Source organism: Streptomyces sp. SLBN-118 (genome assembly GCF_006715635.1).
GTDB lineage: Bacteria > Actinomycetota > Actinomycetes > Streptomycetales > Streptomycetaceae > Streptomyces.
The window spans coordinates 3,368,487-3,387,121 of sequence record NZ_VFNP01000002.1; the positions used below are offsets into that span (position 1 = coordinate 3,368,487).

Consider the following 18,635-nt stretch of genomic DNA (forward strand, 5'->3'; position numbering starts at 1 on the left):
CGCAGCGGCATTGGGAGTGGTGAACGGCCTGCGCCCAGCCTGTCGACGCGCCGTTTCACGCGTGTTCTGGTGAGGCTCCAGCACAAGGAACCAGCCACGCCGCCAGGAGATCGCCATGGCCTACGAGCACCCCCACCACCTGCATCAGCGGCCACGGCCGCCACGCCCGGGCACGTCCTTCGCCCTGGTCAACGGCCTGACCCTCGGCGTACATCTGGTGCTCGCCTGCTCCGCCCCCGACTTCATGGGCGAACGTCTCTGGGGAGCGAGCACTGTCGGCATGCTGGCACTCCTCCTCCAGGCATCCCTCCTGCTGTGGACGGCGGCGCGATACGACCGCCGCAAGGGCGGCCCCGCCCCACACCAGCAGGACGTGGAGCAGTACTGATGAGCCATGACACTCTGCTGGCCTCGCCCGACCTCCTGGACACCGACACACGCGCCCTTGTCCTCGCGGGCTTCCTGACGTTCATCGTCCCCATCCTGCTCATCTGCGTTCTCAGCGCACCCGAGAGAGACCGGGTCAACGACTTCTACACAGCCAGTCGCAGAATGCGCCCGTTCCGCGGGGCTCTCGTGCTGTCCGGCGTGTACCTGTCCGCCGCCACGGTGCTCGGCACCACGGGAAGCGTCGCGGTCTTCGGCTACGACGGCCTGTTCATCGCCCTGTGCACCCTGCTGTCGCTCGGGGTGCTCCTGCTGCTCGCCACTCCCCTGCGCGAGCGCGTCGGCTACACCCTCGGGGACACCTTCGCCCTGCGGACCCCGGGGCCCGCCGTGAGGATCGCGGCCGCCGTCGTGACCTTGAGCGCCTGCGTCCCGTACCTGGTCGTACAGCTCTCCGGTGCGGGAGTGACCACCACGACGCTACTGGGACTGTCCGGTCCCGGCGCCGAACAGACAGCCATCGTCATGATCGGCATCCTGGTCGTCTGCGCCACGGTCTTCGGCGGTATGCGCGGCACCGTCGTGATCCAGGTGATCAAAACGGTGGTGCTGCTCGGCGCGGCCTTCGCCGTGGCCGCCGTACTGCTCCACCGCTTTCACTGGAACACCGACTCCCTGGTCGACGCCGCCGGACGCGGCAGTGGCCGTCCCGCCGGCTATCTGCGTCCCGGCCTCCGGTTCGCGGGCAGCAGCGGCCCGGAAGCCACCCTCGACTTCATCGGCCTGATGATCACCATCGTGCTGGGGGCGGCGTGCCTGCCCCACGTCGCCATGCAGCTCAACGCAGCTCCCGACGCGCCCACGGCGCGCCGCACGGTGCGCCACACCATCGTCATCGTCGGCGCCTTCTGCCTCACCCTGGCGCTGATGGGCCTGGCGGCCGCCGCGTTGGTCGGAGCCCCGGCGATCATGGCCGCGGATCCGGGAGGCAACAGCGCCCTGCTGCTGCTCACCAGCGAACTGGCGGGCGGCTCGTCCACCGACGCCGCCGGAGCCTTTCTCGTCGTACTGGTCTCCTCCGCCGTGTTCCTCACCACGCTGGCCGTCGTAGCCAGCGTCACCCTGGCGGCCGCCGGGGCGATCGCCCACGACCTGTACACACACGTCCTGCGCCGTGGACGCACCACCGAGGGCCGGGAGGTGGCCGCCGCACGCCTGGCATCCGCGGGCATCGGACTGCTGAGCATCGCTCTGGCGGTCTGGGTCCAGGGATGGAACGTCCTGTTCCTGTCGGCCCTCTCCCTGGCGGTCGCGGCCTCCTGTCTGCTTCCGGCGCTCGTGTACTCCCTGTTCTGGAGCGGCTACACGCGAGGCGGCCTGCTCTGGACGCTGTACGGGGGCCTGTTCAGCGCGATCGGACTCCAGGTCTCCAACCCGGTCTTCTCCGGAAACCCCTTGGCGCTCTTCCCCGACTGGCACCTCGACTGGTTCCCGCTCCAGACGGTCGTCCTCGTGTCCATGCCGACGGCCTTCCTTCTCGGCCTGGTGGGCAGCCTCGCGGGAAGGCGGCGGGTGCGGCCGGTCATGGAGCACGCGGGGGTATGAGTTCCACGGCACGCGGCCGCAGCGGCTGGAAAACCTCCCCGAAAGGCCCGCGCAACCCGCGAACCCCTTTCCCTTGCACGGCAGTTCACGGCTCAATACGAGGGTTTGAGTACATCACTCCTGTCCCCCTCACCCACCCCGGGGAGCCGACGGCATGTGCAACGACGAACACGCACAACACGCGATGGACAGACGAGGACTACTGGTGACGGGAGCCGCCGCTGCGCTTACGTTGGGCACCGTGAGCTTCGCGAACGCCGCACCCAACGACGGCGGGCCGAGTGCCGCCGAACCGACCGAGGTCGTGCGGGGCACCCTGCCTCCCGGCTCCCCCGACTTCGTCTACCTGCCCGTCGAGATCCCGAAGGGCGTACGCGAGATCCACGTCGCGTACACCTACGAGCGGCCTGCCGTCCCGCCCGGCACCCAGGGCAACGCGCTCGACATCGGCATCTTCGACGAGCGCGGTACCGAGCTGGGCGGCAAGGGCTTCCGGGGCTGGTCGGGCGGGGCGCGTACGGAGTTCTTCATCCGGGCGGACGAGGCGACTGCCGGCTATATCCCGGGCCCGGTGAAGGCGGGCACCTGGCACATCGCGCTGGGGCCGTACACGGTCGCGCCGCAGGGTCTGGCGTACGAAGTCTCCGTCACGCTGCGCTTCGGGGAGCCCGGCACGACACCCAAGCCGGTCTATCCGCCCGAGCGGGCCAAGGGCCGCGGCCGAGCCTGGTACCGGGGCGACTGCCATCTGCACTCCTGGCACTCGGACGGCAGGCGCACCCCCGCCGAGATCGCGGCGCTCGCCCGTCACGCCGGGCTCGACTTCATCAACACCTCCGAGCACAACACGCACTCCGCGCACCCCCACTGGGCCGACCAGGCGGGCGACGACCTGCTGATCCTCACCGGCGAGGAGGTCACCACGCGCAACGGCCATGTGCTGGCGCTCGGCATCGATCCCGGGACCTTCGTCGACTGGCGCTACCGGGCCAAGGACAACCGTTTTGGCCACTACGCGCGCCAGATCAGGCGGGCGGGCGGCCTGGTCGTCCCGGCCCACCCGCACGCGACCTGCATCGGCTGCAACTGGAAGTTCGGTTTCGGCGAGGCGGACGCGGTGGAGGTGTGGAACGGCGCGTACACACCCGATGACGAGGTCTCGCTTCAGGCCTGGGACAACACGCTGGTCGCCGCCGCACGCTCGGGCAGGCGCTGGACCCCGGCCATGGGCAACAGCGACGCGCACCGTCCGCCGGACCCGGTCGGCACCCCGCAGACGGTGGTCCTCGCCGAGGCCCTGACACGGGAAGCGATCCTGGACGGCATCCGGGCGGGGCGTTCGTACGTCGCCGAATCGAAGGCGGTCACGCTGTCCTTCTCGGCGGCGGGCGCCCGCGGGGAGCACGCGGACATCGGCGAACGGCTCCGGGTCGACGAGGACACCCCGGTGACGGTACGGCTGGAGGTGACCGGGGCGCCCGGCTGCTCGGTGCGCTTCGTCACAGACCAGGGTGTGCTGCACACCGTGACGCTGCCGCCGGAGGGGGCGGGCACGGTGGAGTGGCGGACGACAGCCGAGTACGCGACGTATGTGCGGGCGGAGGTCCGGCACGCGGTGGTGGTTCCGGGTCTGCCGGGGCCGCTGGCGGCGTTCACGAACCCGATCTTCCTCGGCGCCTGAACAACTGCGAACTCGTCGGAACGAACCGCCGGTGCGCGGGTGGGGTGAACCTCACCCCGGGTGCTCCCCGGCCTCGGAGCCGTCCTGCGCATCAGGAAGAGCTCAAGGATGCCGGGCAGAGACCCGGTCCGGCCCTCCTACCCCGGCCACACCACCGACTGCAGCTCGCTGTACGCGTGCAGGGCGTAGGAGCCCACGTCCCGCCCCACCCCGCTCTTCTTGAAGCCGCCGAACGGAGCCTCCATGTTCCGGCCGATGGTGTTCACGCCGACCCCGCCCGCCCGCAGCTCCCCCGCGACCCGGAACGCCCGTGCCACGTCCCCCGACCAGACGTAGTCGATCAGGCCGTAGTCGCTGTCGTTCGCCAGCGCGATGCCCTCGTCCTCGTCGTCGAAGGGGACCACGACCACCACCGGGCCGAAGATCTCCTCGCGCACCACCCGCATGTCGTTCGTGCAGTCCGCGAAGAGCGTCGGGGCCACGTAGAAGCCCTTCTCGTACGAGGGACGTTCGCCGCCCGCGACGAGCCGCGCGCCTTCCTTCTTCCCCAGTTCGATGTACGACTCGACCCGGTCGCGGTGCGCCGCCGAGATCACCGGTCCGACGACCGTGCCCCGCGCAGCCGGGTCGCCGACCTTCATGTACGTGAGATATCCGGTCAGTTTCTCGACCAGGAGGTCGTGGATCCCGCGCTGTGCGATCACCCTCGTCGGCGCCGTACAGATCTGGCCGCTGAAGAAGGAGAACGTCGTGCCGATGCCCATCACCGCGGCGTCCGCGTCCGCGTCGTCGAACACCAGCGCCGCGCCCTTGCCGCCCAGCTCCATCAACTGGCGTTTCATGCCCCGGCCGCACACCTCGGCGATGCGCTGCCCGACGGCCGTCGAGCCGGTGAAGCTGACCATGTCGACGTCCGGGGAGTCGACAGCGGCCTCGCCGACGGCCGGTGCGGAGCCGGTCACCACGTTCACGACACCGGGCGGTGCACCCGCCTCCACCAGGGCCTCGGCCATTTTGTAGACGGACAGGGGGTCCTGCGGGGCTGGCTTCACGACCACCGTGTTTCCCATGGCGAGCGCGGGCGCGACCTTGCCCGCCGGATTGGCCCAGGGGTTGTTGTACGAGGTGATGCACGTGACGACGCCGACCGGGCGGCGAACGGCGAGCGCCCCGAAGACGCCCGCCTTCCCCATCGGTCCTGCGGCGTTGATCTGCGGCGGCAGTCCCTGCTCCACGGGCTCCAGCGCGCCCTTCGCGTACCGCCGAAAGCGCGCCGCACCCACCGCGACCTGCATACCGCGCGCCGTGGCGGTGGTCGCTCCGCTCTCCGCCTGCGCGAGCGCCGCGTACGGCTCGGCCTCGCGCTGGATGACATCGGCGGCGGCGTCCAGGATCCTGGCGCGCTCCTCCGGTTCAGTGCGCGACCAGGCGGTGAACGCCTCGCGGGCGGCGGCTGCCGCGGCGTACACCTGCTCGCGGCTCGCTTCCGGGGCCTGCCCGACGACCTCCTCGGTCGCCGGGTTGACGACGTCGTAGTGCCCGCCGTCGGGCTCGACCCACTCCCCTGCGATGAACAGCCTCTGTGTCACTTGGTGCTCACGGTCCTTGTGTCGCGGCCGGACCTGAGCACCGTGCCGGGCACCTCGCCGGTCACCTTGTCGTCCCGTATCGTCTCGACGCCGTTGACGCGCACCGAGACGATCCCGATCGCGCGCGAGTCCAACCGGGGGCTGTCGCCGGGCAGATCGTGCACGAGCGTTGCCGGGCCCGCCTCTATCCGCTCCGGGTCGAACAGCACGAGGTCCGCGTGCCAGCCTTCCTGGATGCGGCCGCGTTCGCGCAGGCCGAAGAGCTGCGCGGGGTCGTCGGTCAGCAACTTCACCGCTTCCTCCAGACCCAGCAGCCTGCGCCCGCGCAGACAGTCGCCGAGGAAGCGGGTGGTGTACGGGGCGCCACACATCCGGTCCAGGTGCGCGCCCGCGTCGGAGCCGCCGAGCATGACGTCCTCGTGCTGCCACGTCCGTTGGCGCAGCTCCCAGGAGGCGGGGTCGTTGTCGGTCGGCATCGGCCAAAGGACCGTACGCAGCTCGTCGTTGGCGCAGATCTCGACAAGGCAGTGGAAGGGGTCCTGGCCGCGCTCGGCGGCGATGTCCTTCACGACGCGGCCGCTCAGACCCTCGTTCTGCGGGGAGTAGGTGTCGCCGATGACGTAGCGCCCGAAGTTGGCCAGGCGCCGGAAGACACCGGCCTCCTTGCTGTCGGCCCGGCGCAGCATCTCCTCCCGTACGGCCCGATCGCGCAGCTTGGCGATCCGCTCGGGGACGGGCAGACCGAGGATCTCGCCCCAGCCGGGGATGAGGTTGAGCGCACAGAACGTGCCGAGCGACATGTTCATGGGGGTGAGGATCGGCATGGTCAGGGCAACGATGCGGCCACCCGCCTTGCGGGCGCGCTCACTCGGCATGAGCTGGCGCGGCACCCGCTCGGGCACGGACGCGTCGATGGTCAGGACGTTCCAGTTCAGCGGCCGGCCCGCGGCCGCGGTCATCTCGACGAAGAGGTCGATCTCCTCGTCGGCGAACTGGTCCAGGCAGCCGGCGACGATCGCTTCGAGCTGGGTGCCCTCGTGTTCGGCGACGGCCCGGGACAGCGCGAGGAGTTCCTCCGGCTTCGCGTGGCGGGAGGCGACCGGCTTGCCGTCGCCGTCGGAATGGGTGGACGACTGGGTGGTGGAAAGCCCCCAGGCGCCCGCGTCCATGGCGTCGTGGAAGAGCCGGAGCATCTCGTCCAGTTGGTCAGGTGTGGGCTGCCCGCCGACGGCCTCTGGTCCCATGACATGCCTGCGCAATGCGCAATGCCCCACCATGAAGCCCGCGTTGACGGCGATCCGGCCCTCCAGGGCGTCCAGATACTCGCCGAAGGTGTGCCAGTTCCAGGGCGCACCCTCCTCCAGGGCGACCAGGGACATGCCCTCCACCTTGGACATCATGCGGCGCGTGTAGTCGGCGTCCTCGGGGCGGTCGGGGTTCAGGGGCGCGAGTGTGAAGCCGCAGTTGCCGCCGGCGACAGTTGTCACGCCGTGGTTCATGGACGGCGTCGCGAACGGATCCCAGAACAGCTGCGCGTCGTAGTGCGTGTGCGGGTCGACGAACCCGGGGGTGAGGACGAGACCGGACGCGTCCTCGCTCGTCGTGGCCGCCTCGTCGAGGGTCCCGGGGGCGGCGATGACGGCGATGCGCCCGTCCCGTATCCCGACGTCGGCGACGTACGCGGGGGCGCCCGTCCCGTCCACGACGGTCGCCGAGCGGATGAGGTGGTCGAGCATGACGGTCCCTTCAGCGCGGTGGTGGTCGTCCTGGTTGTCCTGGCCGTCTTGCTTGCCTTGGCCGTCTTCTTTGCCTTGGCCGTGTCATGGTTCCGGCCGGGGGCACGTGCGGCAGGCCGCTGCCGACGGCCACCCGGCCGGGACCGGGACGGCGGTCCGGGAGGCCGCCGCCGTTCTGTGGGAGCGGGGGATCTCCCCTGCCCGCCCTCCCCCTACGGCCTTGCGGCCGTAGGAGGGCTTGCAGGGAACGGGCCCGCCGCAGGCGCAGCGGAACCCTCAGCCCGCCGCCCCGCGGAACCGCGTCGTCCGGTGCACCGGGTCCGTGTCGATCTTCGGGATCACGTGCTCGCCGATCAGCCGGATCGACTGGAGCGTGTCGTCCCGGGAGATCCCGATCGGCATCCCGAACGACAACTGGTCAGCCCCCGCCTGCTCCCACCTCTTGCACTGCCGGAAGACCTCGTCCGGATCACCACAGATCAGCAGCTCCTCCGCGATGAGCAGCTCGATGATCTCCTCGTTGAACTCGGGCAGGGTCTCCGGCCACACGGGGAAGCCCTCGGGCCGCGGGAACGTGTCGTGGTACCGGAAGACCAGCGACTGCAGGTAGTGCAGCCCGCCGCCCGCCGCGATCCGCACCGCCTCCTCGTGCGTCGGCGCGCAGATAGCGGTCGACGTCACCATCACGTTGTCGTTGACGAAGTCCCCGACCGGCTCCGCCTCGAGGATCGCGGTCTTGTACTGCTCCAGCACCCACTCCATGTCGGAGACCTTCTGGACGCTGAAGCCGAGCACGCCGAGGCCCTTCTTCGCCGCCATGGCGTACGACGGCGGCGACCCGGCGGCGTACCACATGGCGGGGTGCGACGTCCCGTACGGCTTCGGCAGCACCTTGCGCGGCGGCAGCGACCAGTGCTTGCCCTGGAAGCCTGCGTACTCGTCCTGGAGCCACATCTTGGGGAACTCTGCGATGGTCTCTTCCCAGAGTTCCTTGGTGTAGTTCATATCGGTGACGCCCGGTATGAACCCCAGGATCTCGTGCGAGCCCGCCCCGCGCCCGGAGCCGAACTCGAAGCGGCCCTCGGAGAGATGGTCGAGCATGGCGACCTTCTCGGCGACCTTCACCGGGTGGTTGACGGGTGCCAACGGGTTGAAGATGCCCGAGCCCAGATGGATCCGGTCCGTGGCGTGCGCGAGGTAGCCGAGGAAGACGTCGTTGGCGGACAGGTGGGAGTACTCCTCCAGGAAGTGGTGCTCGGAGGCCCAGGCGTATTTGAACCCGGATTTGTCCGCCTGGATGACGTACTCGGTCTCCTCCATCAGCGCCTTGTGCTCGGCGAGCGGGTCGGTCTCGGCGCGCTTGCCGACGTATCCCTGTACAAAGAGCCCGAATTCCAAGGGGGTTCACCACCGTCCTGATGTTTCTGACGAACCGTCAGATCTGGATGTGCCCGACTGTTCCACCGCGCGGGTGAGCCGTCAATAGCTGACGCATCGTCAGGCACGCTCAGAAAAGACTCACACCTGCCAGCCAGCCTCCGTCGATGACGAAGGGCTGCCCGGTGATGTACGAGGAGTCCTCGCCGCTCAGGAAGAGCGCGAGCCGGGCGATCTCCTCCGGCCGCCCGACCCGGCCGAGGGGCACGAGCTTCTGGTACAGCTCGCTCACCGCCGCCGGGTCCACGCCGTCCGGATTGCTCATCGGGGTGTCCACCGCGCCCGGACAGACCGCGTTGACGCGTATCTTCTTCGCGGCCAGCTCCAGAGCGGCGACCCGGGTCAGGCCGAGGATCGCGTGCTTGCTCGCCGCGTACGCGCCTACACCCGCCATGCCCGTCAGGGCCGTGTACGAGGCGGTGTTGACGATCGTCCCGCCGCCGGCGGCCTCGATCTCGGGGGCGACCGTGCGGATGCCGAGGAAGCAGCCGACCTGGTTGACCTGGATGATCTGCTGGAACTCCTCCAGCGGCGTGGAGACCAGCTCGTTGAAGCGCAGAATGCCCGCGTTGTTGACCAGCCCGTCGATCTTGCCGAACGCATCCTTCGCGGCGGCGACGGCGGCGGTCCAGTCGTCTTCCCGGCCGACGTTGAGACGGACATAGGCAGCCGTGCCCTCACCCAGCTCCTTGGCGAGGGCCTCGCCCTGGTCGTCGAGCACATCGCCGAGCACCACCCTGGCGCCCTCGGCGGCGAAGAGCCGTGCCTCCTGTTCGCCCTGGCCGCGCGCCGCGCCGGTGATCAGGACCACGCGTCCGTCGAGCTTTCCCATTGCCACTCTCCTCGGTTCAGGTGCGGGGTCAGTTCGGGTGCGGGGTCAGTTCAGATGGGGGGCCACGTCGGCGCCGAACGCCGCGATCTGGTCCGTGAGCTCGCCGCGGCTCCGGCTGCGGAACCGGACCTGGATCTGGTGCACACCCATCGCGGCGTAGGCACGCAGCGACTCGGCGATGGCCTCGGGCTTGCCGCTGACGGTGCGGCGCCCGATCTCCCAGTCGGCATCGCCCACATACAGCGGTTCGGTGATCGCCCCGATCTCGATGGGCGCGGTGATGCCCGCGTCCGCGCGCAGGGCCTTGAGCCTGGCGATCTGGTCGGGAAGCCGCGTACGCGGGTCGCCCTGCGGGAGCCAGCCGTCGCCTCGTACGGCGGCCCTGCGCACGGCGGCGGGCGAGGAACCGCCGACCCAGAGGGGGATGCGGCGCTGGGCCGGCCTGGGCCGCTGCCCGAGCCCGCTGAAGGAGAACCACTCCCCGGCGAACTCGGGAAACTCCTCCTCGCCGAGCGCCGCTCTGAGCGCGTCGATCGTCTCGTCGAGTACGGGCCCGCGCGCGGCGAAGTCGACGCCGAGCGCCTCGAACTCCTCCTGGACATGCCCGGCCCCGACCCCGAGGATCAGCCGCCCGCCGGAGAGATGGTCGAGGGTGGCGTACTGCTTGGCGCTCACAAGCGGATGCCGCAGACCCACGACGGCCACATGGCTGAGCAGCCGCACGCGCTCGGTGATCCCGGCGAGAAAGGCGAGGGTGGCGACGGGGTCGTACCAGACGGTGGACATGGCGTCCGCGAGCCGCCGAGGGATGGCGACGTGATCGCAGGTGGCCAGGTAGGCGAACCCCGCCCGGTCGGCGGCACGGGCGATCTCGGCGAGATCCTCGGCGCCGGCGGCGGCTTCCCAGGACTCCGCGTAGATGGTGCTCTGCGACTGGACCGGGAGCTGCATTCCGTACGAGAGCTGCCCCTTGGGCAGTACCTGCACGTGCACCGTGCGCCTCCTCCGCCTTGACCTGACGAACCGTCAACCGGTCGGACGGGGCCATCGTCGTACCTGACGATCCATCAGACAAGAGGTGCGCGGGCGGCAACCTCCCCTCAGCTCACGTCGAACCCCAGCGTGGTGGCGACGCCGACAGCCTGCTCCAGGTCGATCTTCGCCCCCGCGAGCTCGACGTGGGGGTACCTCCCGTGTCCGAAGGACACGGGGGAGGGTCGAGCGCGGAAAGATCGCTGCCCCGCAGATCGGCATCCTTGAGCTTCGCCCCGTGCAGCAGGGCCCCGGACAGATCGACCCCGACGACGCTCGCCCCCTCCAGCCGGACGGCGGTCAGATCCGCCTCCCGCATCCGCACACCGTCGGAGACGGCCCTTCCCCCGTGAGCCGCTCACCGGCCTTCAGGCAGGCCCAGGCAGGCCCCTCCGCCGATGACGCTGGTGGCGGCCTGGTTCCCACCGGACGTGGCCGACGCGTGCCCGCGGCTGGCACAGACCGGGCCGATCGCGGAGGGCACGACGCACGCGCAGTCCTACGGCGTCACCCCAGCAGCGCATAGACGGTGGATGCCCGGGCGGCCGCCTCGTCCGATCCTTCGGCGGTCATCGTGATGTCGGCGAACGCCATGCGCTTGCCGAGCTTGGTGATCCTGGCGTCGACCAGCACATCGGCGTCGAGGACGGCCCGCTGGAAGCTGGTGGACTGCTGCACGGTGGTCATCGGCCCGTACGCCCCCCGCGCCGAGGCGACAGCGATCACCGTGGCCGTGTCGGCCGCGGCCATGAGCGCCTGCCCGGACATGCCCCCGCCGTCGCGGGCCAGCCGGTCGGACCAGGGCAGCCGCAGTACGGCGTGGCGCTCGCCGGTCTCGACCACGGTCAGGCCGAGGTCGAGGACCCAGGGGGCGAAGTTGTCGGCGAGGATCTTTTCGGCGTCGGTAAGGCTCAGCGTCATGTCCTGAATGGTGACGGTGGGGGCGGCGCGCCACAACACCGCGGGCGGAGGCGCCAAGCACCTTCGGCTGCCTTATTGATCAGGAGTTGATCTGCCAGGTGGGTGGCTGAAGCAGTGCTACGCCTTGCGGCTCTCGATTCGTCGTCGCTCAAGCACGTACGCAAGCGCGTTGAGGGCCGGCATCGCTCCTGCGAGTGGTGTGGCCCCACCTCGGCAAGGCGCTCAGGTGAGGCACAGGCGAGGCGGCCAGGTCCCGGTGGACGACCGGCCCGTCCCAGGAGTCGCGGAAGGACTGGGCGACCTGGCGCGAGACCGAATCGGCCCCGAGCGAAGAGGAGTCGATGTGGAGCAGGTAGGACATGGTGACCTTTTCGTGAGCAGGAAGGAGGACCGGGAAGACGGGCCGCTGCTGTACAGCCCCGTTGGGGCAGGGAGCGGATTTAGGGTTTCGGTTACGAGGTGCGCCGGCGAGTACTGTCGAAGGGCACGGCACCGGCGCATCGACGGGTGCGGGTCAAGCCGCGGCGGGCGCTGCGTGGCCGGTCGCGTACTCGTACGAGGCGGCGATGACTTTCTTGGCCACCTCCAGGTCAGCCTGGCTGCGGGGGGCGTACAACATCACGACGTTGATGCCGAGGTTGTAGAGCGGGTGCTTCTCTCCCCAGCCGGAAGACAGGAACGCGACGTGGTCGGACGGGTCCAGGGCCAGGTGGAGGCTGCCGTCAGCGTGCAGGTGTGCGAACTCCGCATCACCGCGCGGCGGCAACAGCACGGCGCCCTTTGCGGGGGCGACTGCGTCGAGGAACAGTGCCCGCGAGCTGGGAGCGGAGATCTCGCTGCGGCCCCAGACGGTGCCGGGCAGCGCAGTGTCCATCCACTGCAGCAGCAATTCCCTGATCTTGGGTGAGCTGGTCTGGGTGAGCTGCAGGTGCGGGACTTCGGGCCCGGTCTCGGGCCGGTCGCCTTCACGCTCGGGCAGTACCGGGAACGTCATGGTGATGCCTCGTCTGTAGTCGCGGGACCTCTCACCTACGCGATGAGCGGGCCGCTCTTCCAGCAGCAACTCCGGCGGGACACCGGGGCCGCTCCCCTGACACCACCAGGTTAGTTTCCTGCGTATAGTGGTTTCCCTCAGGAAAGTGCCCCTAGGTTCGGTGATTACGGGGCCGCGAAGGAGAGGGAGCAGCCGTGACCGATCCCGTAGAGCAGGCGTGCCCGATCAACCCGGTGATCGACCTGGTGTTCAGCCGCTGGACCACCCCCATCCTGTGGGTCCTGGAGCACCACGGCCGGCTGCGCTTCAACCAACTGCAGCGACACCTGCCAACCATCACCCCCAAAGTCCTCACCCAGCGCGTGCGCCAGCTCGAACGCGACGGCCTGATCATCCGCACCTACCACGCTGAGATCCCCCCGCGGGTCGAGTACGAGATCAGCAACCTGGGCCGCACTCTGGTACCCCTCTTCGGCGCCATCACGGACTGGTCCCAAGCGCACTTTCCGCAGGTCGGCGACGCCCGCCGCGCCTACGACGCCGCGCGGCAGGAAGAAGAAGCCTGGGCCGAAGGCTGAGCGGGCAACCAGCCTGACGGCCGCCGGCGCATCCGTCGCGTCCTGGACGAGTAATTCCGAAGTGATCGCGATGTGGCTTGTCGATGTTCCGGGGGGCTAATCAGTGGCTCCGGGGCGGCCTGGGCTGCTTGTATGCGGTCATGAGCACTGATCTCCCAGCCGGCTATGACATATCGACTGAGGCAGCCCGTCTCGACCGTGCAGTCATCCACCAGTGGCTTTCGGAAGACTCGTACTGGGCCCTGGGCCGGTCCAGGGAGAAACAGGACGCAGCCATGGCCAACTCTCTGAACTTCGGGGTCTACGAGAGCGCCACCGGCGTCCAGCTCGGTTACGCCCGTGTGGTCACCGACAAAGCCACGTTCGCGTGGTTGTGCGACGTCTACATCGCTCCCGACAGCCGGGGGAAGGGCTTGGGGCACGCCCTGGTCACTGCCGTCTGCGAGCATCTCGCGCCCTATGGACTGCGCCGCGTGTTGCTGGCCACTGAGGACGCGCACGCGATCTACGCCAAGGTGGGCTTCGCGTCACTCGAGAAGCCGGAGAAATGGATGACGCTCGGCGCACAGTAAGGGCCGTAGCGAGTTCTGCCTGTCGGGTGCCCCTCGCCGTGCAGGTGGCCCGGCGATGCAGGCAGGGCGCCCAAGATCGTTCTGTGAAGAATGACCTGGACGCCCTGCTGATGGCGATGCCCTGAGTGGCGGCGCTGCCCCCAGTCACACCCCCGGGCCCGCCCACAGCCCCTCCGCCGTCAGGCCCAGCAGTTCGATCGCGTTGCCCCGCACGATCCGGTCCACCACCTCCGTCGCCAGGTGGCCCATCTGGGACTCACCGACCTCCTTCGACTTGGGCCAGGTCGAGTCCGAGTGCGGGTAGTCCGTCTCGTACAGGACGTTTCCGACGCCGATCGCGTCCAGGTTCTTCAGACCGAACGCGTCGTCGAAGAAGCAGCCGTACACATGCTCCGTGAAGAGTTCCGACGGCGGCCTGTGGACCTTGTCCGCCACTCCGCCCCAGCCGCGGTTCTCCTCCCACACCACGTCCGCGCGTTCCAGGATGTACGGGATCCAGCCGATCTGGCCCTCCGCGTACATGATCTTCAGGTTCGGGAAGCGCTCGAACTTTCCGCTCATCAGCCAGTCGACCATCGAGAAACAGCAGTTGGCGAAGGTGATCGTCGAGCCGACGGCCGGCGGGGCGTCCGCCGAGGTGGAGGGCATCTTCGAGGACGAGCCGATGTGCATCGCGATGACCGTGCCGGTCTCGTCGCAGGCCTGGAGGAAGGGATCCCACTCGTCCGTGTGAATCGAGGGCAGGCCCAGGTGCGGCGGGATCTCCGAGAAGGCGACGGCACGGACACCGCGCGCCGCGTTGCGGCGGACCTCGGCGGCGGCCAGGCGGGCGTCCCAGAGCGGGATGAGGGTCAGCGGGATCAGACGGCCCCTGGCGTCGGGGCCGCACCACTCCTCCACCATCCAGTCGTTGTACGCCCGCACTCCGAGCAGGCCCAGTTCACGGTCCTTGGCCTCGGTGAAGGTCTGGCCGCAGAAGCGCGGGAAGGTCGGGAAGCACAGGGCCGACTGGACATGGTTGACGTCCATGTCGGCAAGGCGGTCCGGGACGCTGAAGGAACCCGTCCGCATCTGCTCGTACGTGATGACCTCGAGCTTGATCTCGTCGCGGTCGTAGCCGACGGCGGTGTCGAGGCGGGTCAGCGGCCGGTGCAGGTCCTCGTACACCCACCAGTCGCCCATCGGCCCGTCGTCCCCCTGCGCGCCCATCACCGGGGCGAACTTGCCGCCCATGAAGGTCATTTCCTTCAGTGGCGCGCGGACGATGCGCGGGCCTGTGTCCCGGTACTTCGACGGGAGCCGGTCCCGCCAGACGTTGGGGGGCTCAACCGTGTGGTCGTCCACCGAGATGATCTTCGGGAAGGTCTCCATGCCTTCCACGGTAGCCTTGATCTGACGATCCGTCAGCTATGGAGATGCCCCTCGTCGTTGCCACCGGCCACACGCACGTCCTTGACGAAGATCACACACGGCCTTCACGAGTCGGGGGTTAGCGGCGTACTCGTCGGGGGCAGAGGCGACCAGGAGGTGCCCCGCTGCTGACGGGGCCGCCCCGAACAAGGCAGACTGTCGAGGGCGATTCCGGCAGTACAGGGGCAGGGGGCAGCTATGGACCGTGACAGCGGGCCACGCGTACCGGAGCCGCGCGCTCCGGAGCACAGCGGCGTCGTTGACCTGCGCTTCAGCGTGCTCGGCCCGGTACGCGCATGGCTCGGCGGCGAGAACCTGCCGTCCGGCTCGCCCCAGCAGCGCGCGCTGCTGGCCGCGCTGTTGCTGCGCGACGGACGCACCGCGACCGCCTCCGAACTGATCGACGCGATCTGGGGCGAGGACCCGCCTTCGCAGGCCCTCGCTGCCGTGCGGACGTACGCCTCCCGTCTGCGCAAGGTCCTCTCCGCCCACGCACTGGTCAGCGAGTCCGGCGGCTATGCGATCCGGGTCCGCCGCGACTGTCTCGACCTTGCGGTGGCACAGGAGTTGGCCACCGAGGCGGAGAAGGCGCGGGCCGCCGGCGACCGGCGGCAGGCCCGGGTTCTGATCAACAAGTCGCTGGGCCTGTGGGACGGCGAGCCGCTGGCCAATGTGCCGGGGCCGTACGCCGAGAACCAGCGGGCCCGTCTGGAGGAGTGGAGACTTCAGCTTCTGGAGTCCCGGCTCGACCTCGACCTGGAGGTCGGCTGCCACGCCGAGGCGGTCTCGGAGCTGACCGCGCTCACCGCCGCGCACCCGCTGCGCGAGCGGCTGCGCGAGCTGCTGATGCTGGCCCTGTACCGCAGCGGACGGCAGGCCGAGGCGCTCGCGGTGTACGCCGACACCCGCCGGATGCTCGCCGACGAACTGGGCGTCGACCCGCGGCCCGAACTCTCCCGCCTCCAGCAGCGCATCCTGGAGGCCGACGCGGAACTGGCCCGCCCGAGCGAGGAGACCGCCCCGGCTCCGCAGGTCACCCGCCCGGCGCAACTGCCCGCCACCGTTCCGGACTTCACCGGACGAGCCTCCTTCGTACGCGAACTGGGCGACCAACTCACCACCGCCGAGGGTTCGGTCATGGCCCTCTCCGCGCTCGCGGGCATCGGCGGCGTCGGCAAGACGACCCTCGCGGTCCATGTGGCGCACGAGGCACGTCCGCACTTCCCGGACGGCCAGCTGTACGTCGATCTGCAGGGCACGGGCCACCGCTCGGCCGACCCGGAGACGGTGCTCGGCGCCTTCCTGCGGGCGCTGGGCACCGCGGACTCGGCCATCCCGGACTCGCTGGACGAGCGGGCCGCACTCTTCCGCTCCACGCTCGACGGCCGCCGCGTCCTGGTCCTGCTGGACAACGCCCGCGACGCCGCCCAGATCCGCCCGCTGCTGCCGGGAACGGCGGGCTGCGCGGCCCTGATCACCAGCCGGGTCAGGATGGTCGACCTGGCCGGTGCGCATCTCGTCGACCTGGATGTCATGTCGCCCGAGGAGGCGCTGCAGCTCTTCACCCGGATCGTGGGCGAGGAGCGGGTCACCTCCGAGCGGGAGGCGGCGCTGGACGTGGTCGCGGCATGCGGGTTCCTGCCGCTGGCGATCCGTATCGCCGCCTCCAGGCTGGCGGCCCGCCGCACCTGGACCGTCTCGGTCCTGGCGGCGAAGCTCGCCGACGAGCGGCGCCGTTTGGACGAACTCCAGGCGGGGGACCTCGCGGTGAAGGCCACCTTCGAACTCGGATACGGCCAGCTGGAGCCCGCCCAGGCCCGCGCGTTCCGCCTGCTCGGCCTCGCCGACGGCCCGGACATCTCGCTGACCGCGGCCTCGGCCACGCTCGACCTGCCTCCCCAGGACACCGAAGACCTGCTGGAGGCACTCGTCGACACCTCGCTGCTGGAGTCGGCGGCTCCTGGCAGGTACCGCTATCACGACCTCGTGCGCCTCTACGCGCGTGCATGCGCCGAGCGCGACGAACACCCGCCGGTCGAGCGGGAGCTGGCGCTGTCGCGCCTGCTCGACTTCTATCTGGCGACCGCCGCGAAGGTTTACGCCATCGAGCGGCCGGGCGACCGGCTGGTGGACCACGTGGGGCCGACGACACACGAAGGGCTGGTCTTCGCCGACCGGCACCAGGCTCAGGACTGGCTCTACGCCGAGGCGAACTGCCTGCTGGCGAGCGCACGCCAGGCCTCCGGCGGCCTACGGCTGCGGCTCGCCGTCGACCTGCTGTGGGCCGCGCAGGACCTGACGGAGTCCGGCGCCAACTCCAAGCAGTACGAGATCGCCGCGCACTCCGCGCGCGACGCGGCCCGCGCCGCCGGTGACATCCGAGCGGAAGGGCGCGCCCGGACCTCGCTCACCAGCGTGCACCTGGTGGCCGGCCGCTACGACGAAGCCGACGAGGAGGCCAAGCAGGCGGCCACGCTCGCCAGGTCCGTCCAGGACCCCGCCCCCATCTACTGGTCGGACAACGACCGCGGGATCATCGCCTTCAACCAGGGACGCCTCGCGGAGGCCGAAGGGCATCTGGCCCGGGCGATCGAGGGGTCGCGGGCCGACGGGAACCGGCCGCACGAAGCCAGCGCGCTGTGCAATCTCTCCCGCATCCACCTGTCCCTCGGCCGCATGGCACAGGCGATCGCCATGGCGGAGCAGGGCGTCGAGATCTACGACCGCATAGGGCACACCCTGCGACTGGCCAACGCCCGCTACGCACTGGGGGTCGCCCTCACCGACGCGGGCCGCCACACGGAAGCCCTGGAGGCGCTTGTGGAGGCCCTGGAGCGGTTCGAGACCAACCGGCAGCGTCTGTGGGAGGGCACCACGCACTTCCGTATGGCTCAGACGCATCTCGCGGCCCGCCGCCCGGCGCGTGCCGCCCAGCACGCCGAGCAGGCACTCGCCATCGGCTGCATCGGCGGCGACCGGACCCGGGCCCATGTGCTCACCACACTCGGCCGGGCGCTGGACAGCCTCGGCCAGGCCGACCGGGCACGGGCCTGCTGGCGCGAGGCGCTGTCGTTGCACGAGCAGACCGGGGCGGCGGAGGCCGAGGAAGTACGCGGTCTGCTGGCCCCCCTCAGTGCGGCGTAAGGGACCGCCCCGGCTGTGTAACAGCGCGCCCCATCTGCTGTGACAGCTCTCTGCCAGGACGTTCATTGAATGTTTATGCTCGTCCGACATGCTCCATTGCAGTCGATCCGTCGCGTCGGGGGGCAAGCGGATCACCTGGGACCACACCTTGCCGGGGGGGCGAGCGACGGTCCCCCGGCCTTCTGTCCGGCGACCCTCGGGGGAGTCTCCGGGCAGAAGGCCACCTTCAGTAGTCGGGCAATCCCATGGGGGACGGAAAAATGAGCAACACCGAGAAGAAGCCTGAAGGGTTCGCGACGATGGACCACCACACTCCGGCGCCGCCGGTGGACGGTCTCAGCACCATGGACCACCACACCCCGGCCCCGCCGACGGGTGCTCCCATCGCCCAGGACCACCACACTCCGCTTCCGCCCACCGATGGCGTGTCCACCATGGACCACCACACCCCGGCCCCTCCGGCCGACGGTATGGCGACCATGGACCACCACACGCCGCTCCCGCCCTCGGACGGCATCACCACGATGGACCACCACACGCCGGCCCCTCCGCAGGGCTGACGACAGACCCTGGGACGGGGTGCGGCCGCGGCGGCGCGGAGGGGAAGCCGCCGCGGCCGCTGCATGTCCGCCGCCGGATCCTGAAGGATCCATGTCGGCTGATTCCACCGGAGCTTGACCCGCACTCAGACACTTCGGTCAGAAAGCGTCCACCCCT

At 69.9% G+C, this 18,635-nt stretch carries 15 protein-coding genes and 1 pseudogene; 7 read left to right on the forward strand and 9 right to left on the reverse strand.

The annotated features are described in order from the left end of the window. The first annotated feature begins 115 nt into the window (after positions 1-115). The 3 genes from FBY35_RS33810 (at position 116) to FBY35_RS33820 (ending at position 3,673) form a co-directional block, all read left to right on the forward strand. Positions 116-388 carry a hypothetical protein gene (locus tag FBY35_RS33810; protein ID WP_142217708.1) on the forward strand — a complete coding sequence of 91 codons (273 nt, stop codon included), beginning with the start codon at positions 116-118 and terminating at the stop codon, positions 386-388. Continuing rightward, on the forward strand, positions 388-1,992 hold the full coding sequence (locus FBY35_RS33815; protein WP_142217709.1) for a cation acetate symporter: 1,605 nt from the start codon (positions 388-390) through the stop codon (positions 1,990-1,992). Before FBY35_RS33810 ends, FBY35_RS33815 begins: the two co-directional genes overlap by 1 nt. A gap of 154 nt (positions 1,993-2,146) precedes the next feature. Continuing rightward, the gene (locus FBY35_RS33820) at positions 2,147-3,673 is read left to right on the forward strand and encodes a CehA/McbA family metallohydrolase (protein WP_142217710.1); all 1,527 of its coding nucleotides are present in this window, start codon (positions 2,147-2,149) and stop codon (positions 3,671-3,673) included. Between the two features lie 137 nt (positions 3,674-3,810). Here the strand turns inward: FBY35_RS33820 and FBY35_RS33825 are convergent, their stop codons facing one another. The 8 genes and pseudogenes from FBY35_RS33825 to FBY35_RS33870 all read right to left on the reverse strand — a co-directional run bounded on the left by FBY35_RS33825 (position 3,811) and on the right by FBY35_RS33870 (position 12,214). Beyond that, positions 3,811-5,262 carry an aldehyde dehydrogenase family protein gene (locus FBY35_RS33825; RefSeq protein WP_142217711.1) on the reverse strand — a complete coding sequence of 484 codons (1,452 nt, stop codon included), beginning with the start codon at positions 5,260-5,262 and terminating at the stop codon, positions 3,811-3,813. Continuing rightward, positions 5,259-6,998 carry an amidohydrolase family protein gene (locus tag FBY35_RS33830; protein ID WP_142217712.1) on the reverse strand — a complete coding sequence of 580 codons (1,740 nt, stop codon included), beginning with the start codon at positions 6,996-6,998 and terminating at the stop codon, positions 5,259-5,261. Before FBY35_RS33830 ends, FBY35_RS33825 begins: the two co-directional genes overlap by 4 nt. A gap of 276 nt (positions 6,999-7,274) precedes the next feature. Beyond that, entirely contained in the window at positions 7,275-8,396 is a 1,122-nt protein-coding gene (locus tag FBY35_RS33835) for an LLM class flavin-dependent oxidoreductase (protein ID WP_142217713.1), read from the reverse strand. Between the two features lie 109 nt (positions 8,397-8,505). Then, positions 8,506-9,267: an SDR family NAD(P)-dependent oxidoreductase gene (locus FBY35_RS33840; protein WP_142217714.1), complete on the reverse strand. Its 762-nt coding sequence runs from the start codon at positions 9,265-9,267 to the stop codon at positions 8,506-8,508. A gap of 45 nt (positions 9,268-9,312) precedes the next feature. Further along, positions 9,313-10,218, reverse strand: a complete 906-nt coding sequence (locus FBY35_RS33845) for an LLM class F420-dependent oxidoreductase (protein WP_142218315.1) — start codon at positions 10,216-10,218, stop codon at positions 9,313-9,315. 328 nt (positions 10,219-10,546) lie between these two features. Then, a pseudogene (locus tag FBY35_RS38160) lies at positions 10,547-10,618 on the reverse strand (pentapeptide repeat-containing protein); the annotation flags it as partial. A gap of 188 nt (positions 10,619-10,806) precedes the next feature. Then, entirely contained in the window at positions 10,807-11,220 is a 414-nt protein-coding gene (locus FBY35_RS33860; RefSeq protein WP_142217715.1) for a PaaI family thioesterase, read from the reverse strand. Positions 11,221-11,734: 514 nt separating this feature from the next. Next, positions 11,735-12,214, reverse strand: a complete 480-nt coding sequence (locus tag FBY35_RS33870; RefSeq protein ID WP_142217716.1) for a luciferase family protein — start codon at positions 12,212-12,214, stop codon at positions 11,735-11,737. Positions 12,215-12,408: 194 nt separating this feature from the next. Between FBY35_RS33870 and FBY35_RS33875 the strand changes: the two genes are divergently transcribed. Then, positions 12,409-12,792, forward strand: a complete 384-nt coding sequence (locus tag FBY35_RS33875; RefSeq protein ID WP_142217717.1) for a helix-turn-helix domain-containing protein — start codon at positions 12,409-12,411, stop codon at positions 12,790-12,792. Positions 12,793-12,932: 140 nt separating this feature from the next. After that, the gene (locus FBY35_RS33880; RefSeq protein ID WP_142217718.1) at positions 12,933-13,364 is read left to right on the forward strand and encodes a GNAT family N-acetyltransferase; all 432 of its coding nucleotides are present in this window, start codon (positions 12,933-12,935) and stop codon (positions 13,362-13,364) included. A 144-nt stretch (positions 13,365-13,508) separates the two neighbouring features. Here the strand turns inward: FBY35_RS33880 and FBY35_RS33885 are convergent, their stop codons facing one another. Next, on the reverse strand, positions 13,509-14,735 hold the full coding sequence (locus FBY35_RS33885) for an amidohydrolase family protein (protein WP_142217719.1): 1,227 nt from the start codon (positions 14,733-14,735) through the stop codon (positions 13,509-13,511). Positions 14,736-14,972: 237 nt separating this feature from the next. On the opposite strand from FBY35_RS33885, the gene FBY35_RS33890 reads away from it, so the two are divergent. Both FBY35_RS33890 and FBY35_RS33895 read left to right on the forward strand, forming a co-directional pair. After that, positions 14,973-17,918: a BTAD domain-containing putative transcriptional regulator gene (locus FBY35_RS33890; protein ID WP_142217720.1), complete on the forward strand. Its 2,946-nt coding sequence runs from the start codon at positions 14,973-14,975 to the stop codon at positions 17,916-17,918. Positions 17,919-18,178: 260 nt separating this feature from the next. Continuing rightward, positions 18,179-18,478 (forward strand): hypothetical protein, encoded by a 300-nt coding sequence (locus FBY35_RS33895; RefSeq protein ID WP_142217721.1) that lies wholly within the window; start codon positions 18,179-18,181, stop codon positions 18,476-18,478. Positions 18,479-18,635 lie beyond the last annotated feature (157 nt).